The sequence below is a fragment of the Paenibacillus sp. PK1-4R genome (assembly GCF_030369595.1).
GTDB lineage: Bacteria > Bacillota > Bacilli > Paenibacillales > Paenibacillaceae > Paenibacillus.
In genome coordinates this window covers 4,692,102-4,710,433 of the sequence record NZ_CP126535.1, presented here as the reverse complement: position 1 = coordinate 4,710,433, position 18,332 = coordinate 4,692,102, and the positions used below count along the sequence as shown (strand labels likewise).

General features: G+C 44.3%; 23 protein-coding genes and 1 tRNA gene. 18 read left to right on the top strand and 6 right to left on the bottom strand.

Annotation, left to right across the window (positions count from 1 at the left end):
• The first annotated feature begins 9 nt into the window (after nucleotides 1-9).
• Nucleotides 10-438: a DUF5071 domain-containing protein gene (locus QNO02_RS20470; protein ID WP_133385512.1), complete on the top strand. Its 429-nt coding sequence runs from the start codon at nucleotides 10-12 to the stop codon at nucleotides 436-438.
• Nucleotides 439-535: 97 nt separating this feature from the next.
• Nucleotides 536-973: an Imm8 family immunity protein gene (locus QNO02_RS20465; protein WP_289389827.1), complete on the top strand. Its 438-nt coding sequence runs from the start codon at nucleotides 536-538 to the stop codon at nucleotides 971-973.
• 139 nt (nucleotides 974-1,112) lie between these two features.
• On the opposite strand, the gene QNO02_RS20460 is transcribed toward QNO02_RS20465, so the two are convergent.
• Nucleotides 1,113-2,015, bottom strand: a complete 903-nt coding sequence (locus tag QNO02_RS20460; RefSeq protein ID WP_091028571.1) for a manganese catalase family protein — start codon at nucleotides 2,013-2,015, stop codon at nucleotides 1,113-1,115.
• Between the two features lie 262 nt (nucleotides 2,016-2,277).
• Between QNO02_RS20460 and QNO02_RS20455 the strand changes: the two genes are divergently transcribed.
• The 4 genes from QNO02_RS20455 (at nucleotide 2,278) to QNO02_RS20440 (ending at nucleotide 3,595) form a co-directional block, all read left to right on the top strand.
• Nucleotides 2,278-2,586 carry a hypothetical protein gene (locus QNO02_RS20455; RefSeq protein ID WP_249912180.1) on the top strand — a complete coding sequence of 103 codons (309 nt, stop codon included), beginning with the start codon at nucleotides 2,278-2,280 and terminating at the stop codon, nucleotides 2,584-2,586.
• Between the two features lie 56 nt (nucleotides 2,587-2,642).
• A complete protein-coding gene (locus tag QNO02_RS20450) occupies nucleotides 2,643-2,963 on the top strand; it encodes a DUF3889 domain-containing protein (protein ID WP_091028576.1) in 321 nt (106 codons plus the stop codon).
• 145 nt (nucleotides 2,964-3,108) lie between these two features.
• Complete coding sequence (locus QNO02_RS20445) at nucleotides 3,109-3,330, top strand: hypothetical protein (RefSeq protein ID WP_076328059.1); 222 nt, start codon at nucleotides 3,109-3,111, stop codon at nucleotides 3,328-3,330.
• Nucleotides 3,314-3,595 carry a hypothetical protein gene (locus QNO02_RS20440; RefSeq protein ID WP_289389822.1) on the top strand — a complete coding sequence of 94 codons (282 nt, stop codon included), beginning with the start codon at nucleotides 3,314-3,316 and terminating at the stop codon, nucleotides 3,593-3,595. Before QNO02_RS20445 ends, QNO02_RS20440 begins: the two co-directional genes overlap by 17 nt.
• A gap of 74 nt (nucleotides 3,596-3,669) precedes the next feature.
• Here QNO02_RS20440 and QNO02_RS20435 read toward each other — a convergent pair whose 3' ends face one another.
• The 3 genes from QNO02_RS20435 to QNO02_RS20425 all read right to left on the bottom strand — a co-directional run bounded on the left by QNO02_RS20435 (nucleotide 3,670) and on the right by QNO02_RS20425 (nucleotide 4,958).
• Nucleotides 3,670-3,906 carry a DUF3892 domain-containing protein gene (locus QNO02_RS20435; RefSeq protein ID WP_017687389.1) on the bottom strand — a complete coding sequence of 79 codons (237 nt, stop codon included), beginning with the start codon at nucleotides 3,904-3,906 and terminating at the stop codon, nucleotides 3,670-3,672.
• Nucleotides 3,907-4,018: 112 nt separating this feature from the next.
• On the bottom strand, nucleotides 4,019-4,462 hold the full coding sequence (locus QNO02_RS20430; RefSeq protein ID WP_036614958.1) for a GNAT family N-acetyltransferase: 444 nt from the start codon (nucleotides 4,460-4,462) through the stop codon (nucleotides 4,019-4,021).
• 238 nt (nucleotides 4,463-4,700) lie between these two features.
• Complete coding sequence (locus QNO02_RS20425; RefSeq protein WP_289389820.1) at nucleotides 4,701-4,958, bottom strand: hypothetical protein; 258 nt, start codon at nucleotides 4,956-4,958, stop codon at nucleotides 4,701-4,703.
• Nucleotides 4,959-5,102: 144 nt separating this feature from the next.
• On the opposite strand from QNO02_RS20425, the gene QNO02_RS20420 reads away from it, so the two are divergent.
• From QNO02_RS20420 to QNO02_RS20400, 5 genes are all read left to right on the top strand, one after another.
• A tRNA-Val gene (locus QNO02_RS20420) sits at nucleotides 5,103-5,175 on the top strand.
• Between the two features lie 186 nt (nucleotides 5,176-5,361).
• On the top strand, nucleotides 5,362-7,572 hold the full coding sequence (locus tag QNO02_RS20415; RefSeq protein WP_289389819.1) for a M1 family metallopeptidase: 2,211 nt from the start codon (nucleotides 5,362-5,364) through the stop codon (nucleotides 7,570-7,572).
• 182 nt (nucleotides 7,573-7,754) lie between these two features.
• Nucleotides 7,755-8,027 carry a hypothetical protein gene (locus QNO02_RS20410; RefSeq protein ID WP_289389818.1) on the top strand — a complete coding sequence of 91 codons (273 nt, stop codon included), beginning with the start codon at nucleotides 7,755-7,757 and terminating at the stop codon, nucleotides 8,025-8,027.
• Nucleotides 8,014-9,012: a glycoside hydrolase family protein gene (locus tag QNO02_RS20405; RefSeq protein ID WP_289389817.1), complete on the top strand. Its 999-nt coding sequence runs from the start codon at nucleotides 8,014-8,016 to the stop codon at nucleotides 9,010-9,012. The genes QNO02_RS20410 and QNO02_RS20405 overlap by 14 nt, the downstream gene beginning before the upstream one ends.
• A 2-nt stretch (nucleotides 9,013-9,014) precedes the next feature.
• On the top strand, nucleotides 9,015-9,701 hold the full coding sequence (locus QNO02_RS20400; protein ID WP_289389816.1) for a hypothetical protein: 687 nt from the start codon (nucleotides 9,015-9,017) through the stop codon (nucleotides 9,699-9,701).
• A gap of 170 nt (nucleotides 9,702-9,871) precedes the next feature.
• Here QNO02_RS20400 and QNO02_RS20395 read toward each other — a convergent pair whose 3' ends face one another.
• Nucleotides 9,872-11,083 carry a chromate transporter gene (locus tag QNO02_RS20395; protein WP_289389814.1) on the bottom strand — a complete coding sequence of 404 codons (1,212 nt, stop codon included), beginning with the start codon at nucleotides 11,081-11,083 and terminating at the stop codon, nucleotides 9,872-9,874.
• 256 nt (nucleotides 11,084-11,339) lie between these two features.
• On the opposite strand from QNO02_RS20395, the gene QNO02_RS20390 reads away from it, so the two are divergent.
• From QNO02_RS20390 to QNO02_RS20365, 5 genes are all read left to right on the top strand, one after another.
• A complete protein-coding gene (locus tag QNO02_RS20390; RefSeq protein WP_017687397.1) occupies nucleotides 11,340-11,759 on the top strand; it encodes an organic hydroperoxide resistance protein in 420 nt (139 codons plus the stop codon).
• A gap of 170 nt (nucleotides 11,760-11,929) precedes the next feature.
• Nucleotides 11,930-12,496, top strand: a complete 567-nt coding sequence (locus QNO02_RS20385) for a YdhK family protein (protein ID WP_289389812.1) — start codon at nucleotides 11,930-11,932, stop codon at nucleotides 12,494-12,496.
• A gap of 110 nt (nucleotides 12,497-12,606) precedes the next feature.
• Nucleotides 12,607-12,786, top strand: coding sequence for a hypothetical protein (locus tag QNO02_RS20380; protein ID WP_017687398.1), 180 nt, complete (start codon nucleotides 12,607-12,609; stop codon nucleotides 12,784-12,786).
• A 475-nt stretch (nucleotides 12,787-13,261) separates the two neighbouring features.
• Nucleotides 13,262-13,816 (top strand): stalk domain-containing protein, encoded by a 555-nt coding sequence (locus QNO02_RS20370; protein WP_036614723.1) that lies wholly within the window; start codon nucleotides 13,262-13,264, stop codon nucleotides 13,814-13,816.
• A 97-nt stretch (nucleotides 13,817-13,913) separates the two neighbouring features.
• Nucleotides 13,914-14,231: a DUF1292 domain-containing protein gene (locus QNO02_RS20365; protein ID WP_036614722.1), complete on the top strand. Its 318-nt coding sequence runs from the start codon at nucleotides 13,914-13,916 to the stop codon at nucleotides 14,229-14,231.
• A gap of 209 nt (nucleotides 14,232-14,440) precedes the next feature.
• On the opposite strand, the gene QNO02_RS20360 is transcribed toward QNO02_RS20365, so the two are convergent.
• Nucleotides 14,441-15,916, bottom strand: a complete 1,476-nt coding sequence (locus tag QNO02_RS20360; RefSeq protein ID WP_047844430.1) for an aminotransferase class I/II-fold pyridoxal phosphate-dependent enzyme — start codon at nucleotides 15,914-15,916, stop codon at nucleotides 14,441-14,443.
• Between the two features lie 176 nt (nucleotides 15,917-16,092).
• Here QNO02_RS20360 and QNO02_RS20355 point away from each other — a divergent pair, with 176 nt between their 5' ends.
• Both QNO02_RS20355 and QNO02_RS20350 read left to right on the top strand, forming a co-directional pair.
• Nucleotides 16,093-17,385 (top strand): MFS transporter, encoded by a 1,293-nt coding sequence (locus tag QNO02_RS20355; protein WP_289389808.1) that lies wholly within the window; start codon nucleotides 16,093-16,095, stop codon nucleotides 17,383-17,385.
• 253 nt (nucleotides 17,386-17,638) lie between these two features.
• Nucleotides 17,639-18,238 carry a YkzI domain-containing protein gene (locus QNO02_RS20350; RefSeq protein WP_076211433.1) on the top strand — a complete coding sequence of 200 codons (600 nt, stop codon included), beginning with the start codon at nucleotides 17,639-17,641 and terminating at the stop codon, nucleotides 18,236-18,238.
• Nucleotides 18,239-18,332: the final 94 nt, after the last annotated feature.

Here is an 18,332-nt window from a genome sequence, read left to right as displayed (position 1 = left end):
AGAGATTAAATGGATATTAGGGCGTGTCTTCCCCGCGATAAGTCTGATTTTGAAGCAGTTAGCAAGTTAAATGAATTTAGTAATGAAGAGTTGAAAGGCATTATTCCAGAACTTATGGAGTGGTTGCAAGACGGGAATTGGCCTATCTCTAAGCCGGTAGAGGATCTACTATTGAGACTGGGCGAAGATTTAATTCCTCATGTTAAGGATGTATTGCAAACCCAAGATCCACAGTGGGAATATTTCATTTTGGTCGGATTAATTGATCGATTACCTATATCTCATCTAAGTATGCTACAGACGGATTTGGTAAGGATACTGGAATCTCCTACACCAAGTGAGGTACTTGAGGATTTGGATGAGGTTATCGTAGAGCTTTTGGAAAAGATGGAGGTACATCAAAGAGAGAGCAGTGGAGATGGAAGTTTGGATACATAGAACCTGCTGCTTGATGATCTGAGAAAATGGAATACGCAGCATTGCAATAAAAAATAGCTTTTTATGGAAAATACTAGATGCCTAAGAGGTGAGAAAAGTGATTAAACCGATTTTGAAAGATCTTATCATTACTGGAAATCCGAATATTCATGGCAAGTTACAATTCACGGAAACTGAAGATATTGGAGACGATTTTTACTTGTCAGGGACAGCCTGTATTGGGACGGAAGATTCTGAAGGTGAGGATAATTTTGATTTTACAATCATAACTCCGAAAGCTTTAGAAAAAGAACTTAGAGATGGAACAGATATCGTAATAGGTGCAAGGCACTTTATTGTTAATAAACTGGACTTCGAATTAATATCTCAAACAATAGATCGAATTCTTTTGAAACAGCAAGGAGAAACCTGGGAAGATGTAAGTAAAAATCTTGCCCCTTATTTCAGTTGGGAATATACAGATTCTATACGTTTAAATAGTGAGGAAGAGCTCTGGCAGATGATCAACAGACATTCAATTGAAGACGCTGATTAACTTAAAAAATCGAAGTTGTCTTACCTTCAGAATCACCTTGCGGGGATTAATGATGGATAGAAGACAGCAAAGCCCTCAATACTGCGTTGACAGTATCGAGGGCTCTATTATTTTTACACATCTCCTGTACAACTTCGATTTAATCCGCAATATTCCCAGCCATCTTCAGGCGACGTGCAATTTCCTTGAAGTCTTCTTGCGATATACCTGGTGCGAATTCTTCCTCGACCGCAGGAGCTTCCGGAATCGGGAATCCTTTTGGTATCCCTTGAATGACTTCCAGGGGTTGTCCATCTTCGGGATGAGTTCCTTTCCAGATCTGGCCGATTGTGTTGAAATCTTTATCACTATAGGTGTACAGCTTGGTGTGTACCCCTTTTTCTTCATATTTGCGAGCCTCGTTGAAGGCTTTGTTGTTCAGTGAAGGGATAGGAACCAGCTTGGTCACATTTACGCCAGTTGCAATCTCAAGTGCTTTTGCATATGCGACAACATGAACGCCGCCACGTACCAGCAGGAAACCAACCACTTCCCGGGCTGCCGGGTGATCCGTCATCTCATATACTTTCATCTTATGGGTACGAGCGCCACATTCTAGGAAGAAGTTATGCAGCAGATCCTCGACCAGGTTGCCACTGTTGAAGACGTTTGCTCCCGTCCATGGATTACCCATAGAGTCGAAAGGCATTGCGCCTTGTGCACCTGCCAGATAGTGATACGACAGACGAGCATCTTTTACGGAACCTAGCGGCGTATCGTCGGGTTCTTTGTACTCGGTTGAACCTCTGAGGCACTTGTTAATGCCATGAGACACGAGCTCAACATGACCCAATTCTTCGGCGGTAATACTCATGACGAGGTCATAGAAGGGCTTCAGCTTTTCTTTGGATCGAAAATTAAACGATTGATAGAGGTAGTTGTTCAACGTTGACATTTCTCCGAATTTGCCGCCGAGCAATTCTTGTATGGCTGCCGCAGCATTCGGATCTGGCTTCTCGACATTGGGAATCTCAATCAGGATTTCATCCAAGCGTTTGAACATTCGGGTGTAACCTCCTCAAATTGGTATGGCAGATCGTGTAGAATTTCAGATTGTGAAGTCTCTCTGTCATGGCCTATTACACGTCTATTGGATTTTTCAAACAAAAAATCAACCAAATGGGACTTAAGCATTGTATAACGTTATGTCTCAACTCTTCTTCCATTTATTATTTCCAATACGGTCAAATTTATGTATAATCAAACATTCAAACGAGTCTTCACATACAAGAGAAGAGAGTCATGAATCCATAAAGGAGTAAGAGATGAACAAGCGTTGGATACAAATAGTTGGGATTTTGATGTTTCTAATGATTCTGATATACATAAGCAGCGAGCCTGCCACAGCATATGTCGTTACGAACGAGGTTCAGGTGGATGAAGCAACGAGGCAGTTACTTGAAAAGAAATACGGGTTGGAACGTCCTCAGGAAATGCAGACGCAACAACACGTTTTCTCGGGTGACTGGGGAATGAGCTTCCGGACGGAGCCTCCTGATTCGTTTGACCGGCTTGTTCATGTGGTTCCTTTTTCCCTACGGCCACTGGCCTGGATCTTTCGTTTATTCGTGTAAAATGAAACCCGGACGGGCAATATAACAGAAACATAATGTCCCAAGGAGTGAGTGAAATGAGAATGCTCATCGTTACCGTCATGTCGGTAGTCCTGAGTTTAGCCGGAATTACATCAGGAACAGGTGGAACTATCCCTGATTATGCGAAGTGGGGAATTATTGCGGTCAAAGAAACACAGACCAAGTATAATGTGGATATTTTGGACTATAAGCATATCGGACGCACCTCTCTAACAGCGGATCAATCACGGGAACAGTTCAAGCTATGGGTTCGTGCGAAAGACGGCAAACAATTTGCAGTTTATGTGAATGTTGACTTTAATCCATCTACACAACAGTTAAAGAAAGTACAATTTTCGGAATCGGATCGACACTGATCCGTTATGAACCAGACTGCCTTAATCATTAAGGTGAAAGTCTGGTTTTTTTATTTTACAAAATCCTTTTTTTACTATTGAATAAAGAACTTATGTTCGCATATAATATGAAATACAAACAAATGTTCTTATCGGAGGGATGATTATGCTAGGGAAATATATTGGCCAGATGGTGGAGCTTGTCTACATGGATCGTGCAGGGCAGATTACGCAGCGACAGATTCGAATTAACAGTGTACGTGGCGGGATGATTAGAGCATCAGCGGGAAAAGAAGGCTCACCCCGAACCTTTCTGGAGCAAGGTATTCTGGCATGGCGTCCTGTTAAGGACCTTAATGGGGAGGTAAAGTATGCTGAACGACTTTGAACGCAAGATTTTACGTATTATGGTGAACTATGCAGGACAACGGCGCAGGCTGCCGCGTATGGATGAACTGGAGACCAAGACGGGACGAAGCAGAGCTTACATTCATGAGTCATTGCTGGAGCTTGAACGCACCGGGCACATCGCGTGGGAGAATCGGTCTACTCTCGAAGGGATACAGATTTTGCAGGCATGGGAACAGGTACAACAGCCGATTCGCAAAAGCCAGCCTTCCGTTGAGTCCGTAAAATATTTTACGGACTACTAATTCTAATAAGAAAACGCCAACCCGGATATCCGGATCGGCGCTTACTGTGTCACACATACGACATGTACATCTATTTAGAAATGGGGAAGTTGGTCCAGGTTGTTGGTGGGGTCACCGTCGGCATCGCCGCGAATGTACATTTCGCCATCCTTGCCTTTAAATACATTCACACCAGCAATAGCGCCAGCCTTTACTTCTGCAAGTGCCTGCTGATAATCCAGTACACGTCCTGCTGAAGTCTGAAATGCTGTCAGGTCACCGTCGCCATTTTTCTGTACGGCTGTGAAACTCTCGCGTGTCGTTTGATCCATGATGTCACACTCTCCTTATATGACGAGATAGGAATCTGCTTACCTGATTAGCCTATCCGAATTCATCGGAAGTATGCACCATATGCTGATAAGACCTGCCAACGCCGAGGTTTTACAGGCTCTTTCTCATACGAACATGCAGAATATCTGCATCATAAAAAGGTTCTTCCGAAATCACTTCATAACCCAGTTTTTCATAGAATTTCTGTGCCTGACATTGAGCATCCAGTACAGAATAGGATAAGCCGAGTTCACGTGCCAGCTCCTCCATCGCGAGCAGAAGCACACGTCCATAACCAAATGAACGATGAGACTCAAGCACCGCGATCCGCTGCATTTTGGCCGTATCCTTGCTGTAATAGATCAGACGTCCTGTGGCTACAGCTTGGCCATCCGTACTTAACAATACATGATGCACATCTGGACTGATGACATCATATTGATCAATCTCAATCTCGGCAGGCACCTGTTGCTCGATCACAAAAACGTGATGGCGAATTCCCAAGGCTTGCTCCAGTTGTTCTTCTGTCGATACATAACTAATCTCAGCTGCCAATTCCATTCCTTCTTTCTGCTCTTGCGCGACATATCAGACTGAATTATACAAAAAAATGTTTTTCCTGTATAGTGAAGTCTGGAACATAATGGGAGAGGAGGGGGTAGTGATGGGCATGACAGGCATCATGGTAATTACATTGTTAATGTCGGCGGGAATGATTACTCTGTTGTATTTCGTTACGAAGAAAGCATACTCACGCAAGTGGGATGAAGACGAGTGATTCACCTGTTAACCTTCACGGCAAGACTTCACTGCTTCCTCGCGGAGAATATACATCTTGAATTACAGATTTGGAGTATACGTCCAGCCAGACGGGTAGAGATTCAACATTCTCATTGGGTTGATTTAACTGTTGGAATTGAACCGTATGTTCATCCCGCTCCAGGCCGCAACCAGTAAAGGTGGTAATGAGAATCATAAGCCCAGCAAAGAGAAAGAAGCATTTGGTAAATGTATGTTTATTGGATTTTGACCGTTTTGTTATGTTTCTCATAGGGAATTCACCTCGTTGCTGATATGGTAATCTTTCCTTTATTGTGCTCCATTTCAGGTGAATTATAACTAAATAAATTATTGACAATGAACACGGTTACTTGATATGATACTGTTACCTGATTGGGAAACAATTATATATCATGATCTGTTAGCTCAGCTGGGAGAGCACTATCTTGACAGGGTAGGGGTCAGTGGTTCGAGCCCACTACAGATCATACACGAGAAGTCTTACAATGTAAGGCTTCTTTTCTTTTTTACATACAAACATGAATGCGATTTGCGATAGTTTCAGTTTCTCTTCCTCTTTTTAAACAAAACTTAAATAAAACATAAATTCAGCGTAAGGTTCGTCTTCTATACTTGGTTCTGAGGTCAATATAGAACAGGAGAAGGAGAGAACTATGAATTATTCAAAACCATTTACATCAAAGTTAGCCAGAGTAGGGATCGCGGGTACACTGGCTTTAATACTGGCAGCAAGCCCACTTGCGAACATGAGGGTTGTTACCGCGGAAGCAGACCCAGCACCTGTATCTACGAAGATACATAACACACAGAAAGATTCTCTAGAGCAGACCCCGATTCAATACCAGATCCAGGCTCGGCTGAATGAGAAGGACATGACGATCCAGGGGAGCGAGAAGGTAACGTATCACAACACAAGCAAGGATACCCTCCAGCAGCTGGTCCTTCATACATATGCTGATGCAAACCTCTCCAAGTCTACACAGGCGAGCATGTACCAACAGCATAATGAAAAGATTAGTGAAGATCACCCGGAGAAGACAGCGGAGGACTTTCTGGGTGGCATCGATATTCAGGCTGTAACAGCAGATAGTCAATCGCTGGATTTCCATAAGGAAAACCAAGCGTTGACCGTGCAGTTGAAAGAGCCCGTTCAACCAGGCGAATCGGTATCATTCCAACTGGAGTTTCAGTTGAATATACCCTATGGCTCACAGCGAGTTTCCTACTACATGGACATGATCAATGGTGCGCACTGGTTCCCGGTGATGTCTGTATACGACGAGGTTAAACATCAATGGAACAAGGCACCGTATAGTCGAACATTTGAGAGCGATTATTACACCTCATCGGACTTTGAAGTTCAATTAAATGTTCCTGATGAGTACCAGGTAGCCATGCCAGGCACGATCACCACTCAAGACAGTACAGAACATGGACGTAAGATTGTATCTGCTGTAGCCGAGAATACGAGGGAGTTTGTTTTCTTTGCAAGTCCTAATCTTCAAGTGGAACGCGCTACCCGTAACGGTTTGACGGTGGAATACTATTATTACAACGATGATCCATCCAAGAAAAAGATAGTTGACCGGTACATTAATCAGGCATTCAAGGTCATTGAGTTCTATAGTGAGAAATATGGCAAGTATCCCTATCCAGAGTTCCGAATTGTCGAGACTTATGTACAAGGCGTTGCCGTGGAGTATGCGAGGCTCATCCAGATGGGACAGATTCAAAATGGTGCTGTTCCAGAAGAAGACACAACATTTGTTCATGAAATAGCGCATCAGTGGTTCCATGCATTGATCGGTAATAACTCGGAGACAGAATCCTTCCTGGATGAAGGCTTTGCTGATTTCTCCATGGTGTATTTTGCCGAGAAACAGGGAGACAAGTTAAATGGGTTCAGATCCATACAGTTTGATACTGCGCCCGTAGATATGGCGATTGCGTCAACAAACGATGAAGCTGGGGATTTGGCAGGTTTGGTGTATTATCAGAAGGGAAGACAAGCGATCTATCAGCTTTACCGTTCCGTCGGTGAAGAGAAATTTGACGAGTTGATGAGGATATATTTCAAACGCTACGTGTACCAAAATGCAACGGTAGAGGGGCTGCTTCACACCATTGAAGATGTGCTTGGTAAAGAAGTACGTTCAGAAATGCAGATGGCCCTATATCAGCCTAATTTTGTCTTAAAGCCGGAATACCAATTATCACAGGAAGAGACCGCCGCCTATGTACATGACATGTTACAACAACAGTATCAGGCTGTCATGGGCATGATCCCTAATCTGCCTTATGAAGTGATGAATCGATTGATGGACAAAGTCCTTCAAGGCGAGGAATTAACCATTGTGCTCAGCGATCAGGTGAGTAAGCTTGCAACTAAACAGCAAGAAGATATGGTTAATCAGTTGACCGGATTCCTTGATATGACCGGTATGAGATACGACATTATAAGGGATCGCAAGGAACTGAAGCAAAAGATGAAAAAAGAGATTGGCAACAGCAACCTTATTGTCATTGGTAATGCCAAGTCAAACGGATTGGTGCAGGCTTTAAAATTCAACATTATCGATCGGACGAAACAGACGGGTTTCGTTTGGAAGAATACCATGAATCAACCTCTCGCCGCGGGTGCATATGTTATCAAACATCCCTATAACCAGAATCGATTGATGCTTCACTATTTCTGGAATGAGGATCATCTGAGTGATGCGGCATTTGAAGCTTTTAAGCTGAAAATACAGGAGTCTATCGGATTCACTAACGACTTTTACCAGTACTACGTATTGGATAACCAAGGCAAGGAGAAATCCAATAAAAAAGTTGCGAATCCCATATCTTCACTTTTTGCGGAGTAATAAGTAATTGGTTTTGCAGTTTCTTTGTTCAAACAGGTTAGCCAATTCGTATTGGTTAGCCTGTTTATGTTTTATATGAAAACCAGACTTAGAATAATAGGCTGCAAGATGGGCATAATGCTTTAACAGAAAGGCAACTTCATGAATATACTTATCGGGAGAAAACAATAGGAGGGATTAATATGAAGGATCAACATTATCCGGGCGTACCAATGAAAGGGACAGTTGCTGATTACAACTGTAAAGGAAATAAAGGAATGAACAAAATGAAAGCGTATTCATATAATGCTAGAATTTGTCCTTACATTTGTATTACTCAGGAGCCGACTGCGAATGAGGGTAATGTTGTTGATTTTTCAATCCTATTAAAGGACACTTCGGATGTTTTATATTCGCGACCGGTAAATGGTAATACCCTGCTCACGAAGGAGTTGAGTTCTCATGTCTATGACTGAAAATATTGCTCAGGCAGCACTCGACGCAGCGATGAAGGCAAACAGGTCCGTTGCGCCTTATGATTATTGCGATGCAGAATCCAGACGGATGTACACGCCTCAATTTGATAAAAAAATGGACAATCCTATGTATACCGCTGCAATGGCGGGCCTTCAATCGATCTATTGGTTTCGGGCGATCAAGGTGAAGGGGCTTATCCCTGATGTAAAAGCAGATTATTATGCTACGTATTCTACCAACCATAATCACATCGGAGGAATTGGACTAGCCTACTCGAACAGCCCGACAGGACCATGGACCAAACACGGACAGGTGTATCTTGATACCGTGGTTGGGAATTCGACGGAAACTCCTTTTGTGATCTGGAACGATGAAGAACAATTGTTCTTTATGTATTATCAACAAAACGGACTGGGGATCAATCAATCAACGGCACTTGCAACCTCTGTAGACATGATTAACTGGACAAGAGTGGGTTTGATTCTGGACAAACCTCCCGGTTTCCCAGGTGATGGTCATACCGGTTACTTCTCGTGTTTTAGAAATGGTGGCAAATGGATCGGTTTCTCGGTGATGGGCGGTGGTGACTTTGGCCGTAAATGTATATGGTATTCTCATGACGGACGTAGCTGGTTAGCTGATCCAAGACCATTAATGGGTGGTAATGATGCGACGTTATCAGCGGAAGAAAACATTTCAAGACCCAATGCTGGTGTATTTATGTACAAAGGCAGCATGTGGTGGCTGGGTATGTTATCGGCTTATGCTTCCGGTGGAGTTACGACTGTAGCTCGGCCTGCCATTGCGAAAATCAGTCCAGACTTTCGTCAACTGCTGGACAAACCTTCAGATATATATTTTCCGGCATTGAATTGGGAAACGACCAACATGCAATCCTTGATGGTGTCCGTTATGGACGGCGTAGTGTACGTGTATTACAATACCGATCATAATATCGGTGTAGCCTATTCAGTGGGGGTGTAGAGATGGTTATACGTGATGCAGCGGGTCAGATCGTGCCCTTTGGAAAGGTCCACAAACAGCTTGTGGCCGATTTTCTTTACGGAACGTTACCGGATTGGGTGGAGGTGGTGGGCACCCCTACGTTTGAGCCTTTGCCCGACAGAGGGACCATAACCGTTACAACACCGACAACGGCAGGAGCCACGGCAGAGTTGAAAATGAAACATCTGATTGACAGCTCGAAAGTAACCGCAATTGCAATCACTTTGGAAGCGCTACAATTAAACGGGAACATTGGAATCTCAGTTCAGGTTGGCATTAAATCGAAGGATAGCAAGGCCGGAATCACCTTTTTTCAAAACGTAAATCAAAAGTATGGTATGGTCCGTGCCTATAAAGCAGATGGAACGTACACGGATTTTAATCAAAACATGGTGTTCTTCACCACACATGGCGTAGCAGGAGATGAAGCACAGAACCGTAAGAATCTCACTGTGCTGCTCTGTACCGGATTACAGTTCTCAGCTGGGTTCGAGAGACCGTCCGTATGGCTTGGTGCGGATGATCAATATGGAGGTGTTGCCGCTGACCTTAGCGGTGGGGTGTTCCAACATGGAGAACTGCAATGTCTGTTGAAACTGACTACAAGCAAGGCAGAGGCAAAGTATTTCAAATGTGCACAGATGAAAGTGGATATCTGGAGTAATTAATCAAACTGGGGAGACGCCGGAAGATGAATAAGGTGCATGATTTGAATTGGAATGACGAACAGAATAAATAGATAATCTGCATGGATCGGTAAAAAGACATACGTGCAGTAAAATGGTACCTAAACACGGACACTTTGATAAAGAAGTGCAGTGTTTGGGTACCTTTTTTATTAGAGAAGATTGATGATTGTACCGCCTGCTGCACCAGTAACGACAACAATCCACGGTGGTACTTTCCAAAAAACGAGCATTAGAAACAAAATGCATACCAGTGCAAAATCAACAGGAGTTAGGATCGCAGTTGTCCAGAGCGGATCGTACAACGCAGCCAACAAAATACCTACTACGGCTGCATTAATTCCCATAAATGCTCCTTGAATTTTCGAGCCTTTACATAAAGAATTCCAGAAGGGTAATGCTCCTACGATCAGAAGGAACGCTGGCAAAAAGATAGCAATCGTTGCAACCAAAGCACCTGGGACTCCACGCATCATCACACCTAAATAACTGGCAAAGGTGAACAATGGTCCAGGTACAGCTTGTGTTGCCCCATATCCCGCCAAAAAGTCGGACTTGTTCATCAGACCTGCAGGGACGAATTCACGTTCCAGTAACGGAAGGACAACATGCCCTCCACCAAATACAAGTGATCCTGAACGGTAGAAGCTATCAAAGAATAACAGCCATCCCGAACGATCAAAGGGTGTGAGGAACGGGAGCAGAATCAGGATTCCAAAGAACGTAACCAAACAGACGATTGCCAACTTACGACTCACAGGGACAGACAAGTCTACCGTATTAATCCCTGTCATTTTTCTAAGTTGGATCATACCTATCATGCCTGCAATAACAATAAAAAGGATTGGGGTGAACGCAGTTGGCCACACAAGAGTCGCCGCTGCAGTAAAGATAGCGATGGTTGCCCTGTAACGGTCAGGAGTTAGTTTTTGCCCCATACCCAATATCGCCTGAGCGACAATAACTACAGCAACAATTTTCAGACCGTGAATCCAGCCAGTACTGCTGATATCCAATCCTTGCAGAAGGAAAGCGAACAATACTAACGCAATGACAGAAGGAAGTGTAAAACCAAGCCAAGCCATGAGTCCCCCCAGCAAACCGCCGCGGATGATGCCAATTCCAATCCCGACTTGACTGCTGGCAGGCCCGGGCAAAAATTGACATAGCGCAACTAAATCTGCATAGCTTCGTTCATCCATCCAATTTCTACGGCGAACATATTCTTCATGAAAGTAACCAAGATGAGCGATTGGTCCTCCAAATGAAGTCAAGCCGAGTTTGGTTGATACAGCCAACACCTCAGAAAGTGCTCTGACTTTATGTTTGGGCTTGTCTGGGGTTAGAAATGAATTATTCTCCAAACGTGTTATTCTCCTTAACGGTTCGACTTAGGTTATCCGATGGATGAAAGTTAAGGAAGGATACATTTCCTCTACCGATAACTACATTATAATCCTCCTCATCGCTATTCATTTAAACGCAGCATTAAACTATATTTTTTTTTTATATCAGCTATTTACATACGCAATTTAATTGTGTACAATGTAATTGTTAGCGATACAAAAGAAGTCAAAATTAAGTCAAAATAAATCTAATCAACTAAAGGAGTTTTCACAAATGAAAACATTATATGAAACAACAGTCATCAATACAGGCGGACGTCAAGGAATCGTACAATCCCCAGATAACGTGTTTATGTTGGATGTTGCTGCACCGCCTGAACTCGGAGGACAAGTGACGACAGCTACCAATCCGGAGCAGTTGTTTGCAGCAGGGTATAGTGCTTGTTTTAACTCCGCACTGGAGTTTCAATTGAAGAAACACAAAGTTGAAATTGAAAGAAGTACCGTAGCTGCTACTGTAATGTTGGTGACGGACTCTGAGGACAACGGTGTGAAGCTTCAAGTGGATTTGGAAGTTAAGATTCTCGGTCTGGATGAGGAAACAGCACAGAAGTTTGTGAAACTTGCCCATGACTACTGCCCATATTCCAAAGGAATTAAAGGGAACGTGAATGTTAACGTGGAACTGGCGTAATCATTGAAACTATTTGTTGTTAAAAGAAGCCTCCGAGAAATCGGAGGTTTTTTTGTATTATTTTGCTCCGTTGTAAGATACGTCTGCCCGGAAAAAGCAATAATAATGATTGTAATATACCTGTAGGGGGTATAATGAATGATACAAATAGAATTAAAGGAGTGCAAAACATGAAAAAATATTTACTGACCCTATCGACTATATTGATTACAGGCAGTTTGATTTTGAGTGGATGTGGCAAGGAGACTCGGCAAACTATTGAAAGCAACGATGACAGTCATACAGCTGCCGCAGGTGAGATGCACCATTCTGAATCGGGAGAGCTACCGGAAGGACTGCGGGAAAACAACAACCCCACCTTCCCAGTAGGAAGCCAGGCGCTGATGAGTGCCGACCACATGTCAGGCATGAAGGGTGCGAGAGCACAGGTCGTTGGAGCATATGAAACTACGGTATATGCAGTTACGTATACACCAACAACAGGCGGAGATCCCGTGCAAAATCATAAATGGGTTATCCATGAGGAAATACAGGACCATAAGGAACAACCGTATGCGGCAGGTTCTGAGGTAGTGTTGAGCGCTGATCACATGAAAGGGATGAAGGGTGCGAAGGCCACAATTGATTCTGCTGAAGAGATAACGGTATATATGGTTGATTATACCCCGACAACAGGGGGAGATTTGGTTAAGAATCACAAATGGGTCACAGAAGAAGAATTAACTGCTATCCAATAGAACCATTTGTATGAAACAGCCCTTTTTATACAGAAAAATCAATTTAATACTCAATTATGGGTTATAATGGTATTAAGATTATACAAAACTGCTGAAAGGGGAATGTACTTATGATGGATTTTAGCAAACCACCCCATGGCTCTGAGACCGATACCCACCGTCAGCGTCATCAGGAGAATGAACAGAAATACCTGTCCGGAGGCAAGAGCATTTGGTATGAAATCAGCAACTGGCTCATTCTCGGAGGTATCCTCCTTGTCATATTTTTATTATTTAAATACGTTTTCTAAATAGACACACAACCGGGCGAATCCCCATATGATGCATTACATCAGTAAGCACTTGGGGAAATGGGGAATCCGGGATGGCAAAGGCAAAAGGTAAGAAAGCTCCCGCATTAAAGAGTGATAAAATACGTGTATCCATGAAGTTGGTCACATCGGATGTATGCGAGAGATGTAAGACACCATGTACACGAGGTATGGATTACGCTGCACGTATGAGAATTGAAGGGGCTTTAGGCAAGGGCGTTCCCTGTATATTGACCCGCCATACTTCTTCATAAACTCTTCGTATAATCCCGTATATATAACAATTATAGATCAGGGGCATCCTTTAATGAGGATCGCCTCTTTTTGTGCATTCCAAGGGGTGGAAAAAATTCTGGATAAAAAATGAAAAATGATGAAAAACAGCGCAACTTTGTGGATGAATCTGCAGTATAAATGTACAACAGCTAGCAGCAGGGGAGGGAATATTGACGGGATGAAATGGAAACGAATATTGCTTTGTGTCACGGTATTCTCCTTGCTCGGCGGGTCTTTATTGTTTGCAGATTCGGTGAACGAGAAGATTCGTGTTCTCATTAACGGCAAGGAAGCAGCTGATGGAGGTTATCTCATTGATGGAACGACCTATGTACCTGTGAGGGAAGCCGGAGGCGTCGTCAAATGGGACAGCAGTAACAAGAGAGTAACGGTGATCAAACCGAATGTACATATTTTTCTCTTCAAGGGAGACACTGTATTTGGCAACGTTAACGTAGGTAAGTTGAAATTCAATGTATTTTCTCAAGTGGACAGTCTGACAGCAGATGTAGCTGCGGTGAAAGTAACAATTACCAATCCAAGCGGTCAGGTGAAGGATATCCAGTCCCAGGAGCTTACGACACAGAAGGATAACTTCTGGTTCCGCACATACGATTTTACGTACGATTTCAGTCGTGCCGGCAAGTATCAGGTCGGCTTTCATATTAAAGAAAATGCAAACAGCAGCTACGTCCTGGTAGCGGAGAAAATCATTACAGCGCTGAACGATTGAAGCGAAAATTACCCTGTGAGTTAAATTGACCTGGGTCATTGAACATGTTACGATATGCAAGGTTACACAATTTCTATTTATAAAGCGAGGTATTTCAATGAGCGATCACACACATGAACACGGCGATGGCTGCGGATGCGGGCAAGACCACGACCACGACCACGAGCATGAAGAAGTCCTTCTCACATTAACAGACGAGAACGGCCAAGACGTGGAGATGGTTTTGGTGGAGACGTTTGACGTGGAGAAGCATGTTTATGCGCTCCTGCTGGAACGTAACAATCCTGAAGCTGACGGCATCATCCTGCGTATGGAAGAAGAAGACGAGGAAATGGTGCTCTACAATATTGAAGACGAAGAAGAGTGGAACCGCGTTGAAGCGGCTTACAACGAACTCGTTGCATCACAAGAATAGTCATTCTTTTGGAACATAACATGAAGGCTCCTTGATCTCAGGGGGCCTTTTGTTTGTTTTTTAAGAGGTATACGAGCATTTACACCACCGATTTGAACGACGAAATAGACGGGAAAATGCAAACTCGCTTGTCCCATAAAATAAAAAAGGACCAAGCTTAAGGCTTGGTCCTTTAAGTTCATCCCATTTACAGCGCAAATGGGGTTGTTCTAGAAAATGGCATCGGCTTCCACGATCACTTTAACGTTGGTTACGCTGCGATCTTCGGGTCCTTTGACGGGTAATCCAACTTCGACATGATCGATGATGTAGTCGATGTTTTCCTGGGTGATAACCTCACCCGGTAACAGGATCGGAATTCCTGGCGGATAGACATAGATGAATTCCGAGATAATACGTCCTGCGGATTCCTTAAACGGAATCACTTCGGTATCACCGTAGAATGCATCACGTGGAGTCAGCATCAACTGTGGAATGTCCGGAACTTTTACGACCAGTTCATGGGCCGGGTTCACTTGATAATAGGTACGGGAGAGATCCTGCAAAGCGTTCAGCAAGATATCCACACTGTCATCCGTATCTCCTGGCGTGATGAGACACAGAATATTGTACATATCACTAAGTTCGACCTCGATGTTGTAATGTTCACGCAGCCAGTTCTCTGTCTCATACCCTGTAATGCCCAGATGGCGAACATGGATCGTTACTTTGGTTGGATCATAGTTGAAGGTTGCTTCTGTACCCAGCAACTCTCTACCGAAGCAATACAGGCCATCCATATCATTAATCGAACGTCTGGCAAACTCAGCTAGTTCAATGGCCTTCTGTGCAATTTCACGACCGTGGAGTGCCAGGTTACGTCTTGACGTATCGAGTGAAGCAAGCAAAATGTATGAAGTTGATGTTGAGGTGAGCAGACTCAGGATCGTCTGTACACGCTGTGGATTCACAAACCCATTCTTTGTATTCAAGTTGAGTACGGAACTCTGTGTCATGGAGCCACCAAGCTTGTGAACACTGGTTGCAGCCATATCGGCACCTGCTGCCATCGCAGACAACGGCAGATCCTCATGGAAATGAATGAGTACACCGTGTGCTTCATCAACGAGGACAGGGACTTGATAGCTGTGTGCAAGCTCAACAATCTCTTTTAGATCGGTAACCACGCCGTAATAGGTCGGGTTAATTACAAGCAATGCCTTGGCATCTGGATGACGCTCAAGTGCGCGACGGATAGACTGTGTAGTCACTCCGTGGTCAATGCCCAGATTGGCATCTTGTGAAGGAGAAACAAATACGGGTTTGGCGCCTGAGAAAATAATGGCGGACAAAACTGATTTATGCACATTACGGGGCACAATAATTTTGTCACCCGGTGAACATACAGACAGAATCATGGTCATAATGGCACTGCTTGTGCCTTGTACACTAAAATAGGTATAATCGGCTCCGAAGGCATCTGCTGCCAAAATTTGTGCTTCCTGAATGACACCGGTTGGCTGATGCAGGTCATCCAACGGTGCGATGTTAATCAAATCTATGGAGAAGGCATTATCGCCAATAAATTCACGGAATTCGGTATCCGCTCCCAATCCTTTTTTATGGCCCGGAATATGAAACTGTACCGGATTGAGTGCCGCATGATTTTTTAAAGCGGTAAACAGCGGCGTACGGTGGTGATTCATCAGTGCTGTCACAACCCTTCCTAATAAAATTGGTAAACAAAGATGAGTATAGCAAATTAAGAACCGAATGCAACAGTATAATCGACAATTTTTTGAATTGCCGAGATTTGGACACATTCCCCACGGTTACACTAAGGATAGGGAATAGGCAATTGAACGGCGAAAGGGGAAAAAGAATGCAAACCGATACAAAACCAGCCAAAATTTTGCGATCACCATTTTTTATCGCGATGTGGCTGACACTTTTTCTAGTTGAAATTATCAAAGGGGCCCTGTTGGTAGCTGTTCTGCCCGTGTATATGGACAATATACTGGGTCTGTCTGCAGGCGTCATTGGTGTGGCATTTGCTCTTCAATATCTGGGAGATAATCTGTTCCGGGCGCCTTCCGGCTGGGCAGCAGAACGGATCGGGTTCCGCGCAACGATGGTTACAGCACTAATCTGTACCTTAATCGCTGTTATTATGATCCTTTTTCTCAAAAGTGCCTTTGGACTTGCCATGGCCTGTCTCATTCTTGGCATTGGTACGTCACCACTCTGGCCTTGCGCCATGACAGGGGTGACGGCGATGTCTGGCCCACAGAACAAAAATGGTACAGCAATGGGGGCGCTGGAGATGGCTGCTCTCGGCGGAACGGGACTTGGACCAATAGGCATGAACTGGCTGCTGGAGCGCACGCATCATGATTATCGCACCATATTTCTTGTGTTGATGGGTTGTGCCATTCTCGTTATTCTGGTGGCCATGATTCTTCCCGGACGTGTCATTGTTGAAGGCGAGCATGCCGAGCAAGCGGCGAAGAATAGCGATGAGAAATATCCAGCCAAACCGAATCTGCTCACACCGTTCATCCGGCTGCAAAAGAGTGTGAAGGGCACACTGCAACGGGTACGCAGCACGCTTAATGTTAATCCACTGGTGTATCCTGCCTTGTTTATGCAGTCGTTTGTCATTGGACTGCTCAGTCCAGTCATCACGCTATATACACGCACAGACCTGCACATCTCACCAAACCTTTACAGTTTGTTGCTGATTGCGGGTGGTGGAATCACCGTTATTGCCTTACTGCCTGTAGGTAAAATGGTAGACAGGTTTGGTACGAAACCGTTCCTGAACATTGGTTTTTTGATGGCGGCGGCGAGTCTGTTCGCGTTTTCCTCCATAACATCCATTCCGGTGGTGTTTGGTGTTGTTATGCTGGTGGGCATCAGTTATGCCATGATTCTGCCCGCGTGGAATGCTTTTGTAGCCACACTGATTCCCAAAGGAGAGCGGGGAGCGATCTGGGGATTCTTTCTCACACTACAGGGATCAGGTATGGTTGTAGGCCCTATTGTTTCCGGTCTGCTGTGGGACCACGTTAGCCATCCGGCCCCATTCATTGGCAGTGCTATCGTCATGGCAGGACTTGCCGTTGTGCACTTTGTGTTATCCCGCAATCCGTTTCGCACCGCTCCAGCCAAATAAGTGAAAGAAGGGGGAGTTCCGTTAACCATCATGGTTGTGGAACTCCCTTTTTCGCGTCCGTTATATCATGATAATCGGGGGCTTGCCCCTGTGCGTCTGCGGAAAGCTGCAATCCTGCGGTCCTTTCGGTGAAAAATAGTCAAATAACCAAGTACCCTTACATAAAATGAAGTATAAAATAGGGTAAGCCGATTGAGTAGAAGCGATTGAAGACGAGGGCCGGAGTTGATCCGGTACAGATGGAGGGAGTGCCGTGAATAAGAGTTATGAAGTTGAATATTGCAATCTGGAGCTGCGGTTCAACCGTCGGCATATCCAAAATTTGATCAGAGACCTTATTCGTGAGGGATATTCACTATATTGGAGCGAGGACGAATCCTTTTTTATCCTGTCAGTCCGGACCGGCCGCAAGCTGGTAAAGCTCCGCTTTCAACAGACACGCACGGGGAATTACAAGATGACAGGGGATTACATCATTAAGGATGCAAAACTTGCAGAGTGGCTGGAGAAGCTGATTGGAGATACACGCGGGCATGCGGTTGTGAAGCGATTTAAGGATCAGCAGATGACCGTAGAGAACATTTTATTCGGTGAAGTGATTCGTCTCGTGGAAGTGTCCGGTTTCAAACAGCGTGTCATTTTTCAAAAGGAACCTGCGCCGACGGCGGAAGAGATGGAAGAAATGTTCCTCTCGCGTGAAGGCGAGGAAAGGCTCATGTTGTTGCGCATGGAAGTGGACGATGAACTGGAGCGCCTCTACACGGCCATGCAGATGGATAATATCGAAAAAGCAAATGCTTGTCGTGAAGTCTTAAAACAGCTGTCTGGACATCTGTTAATGCTGGAAGGCTGACAAGACAAGGCCGTATTTATGAAAATACGATGAACACCTCAGCAGATTGGGGTGTTTTCTCGTTGCGTAGCTGTGCCACGGGGTTCACTTCTAT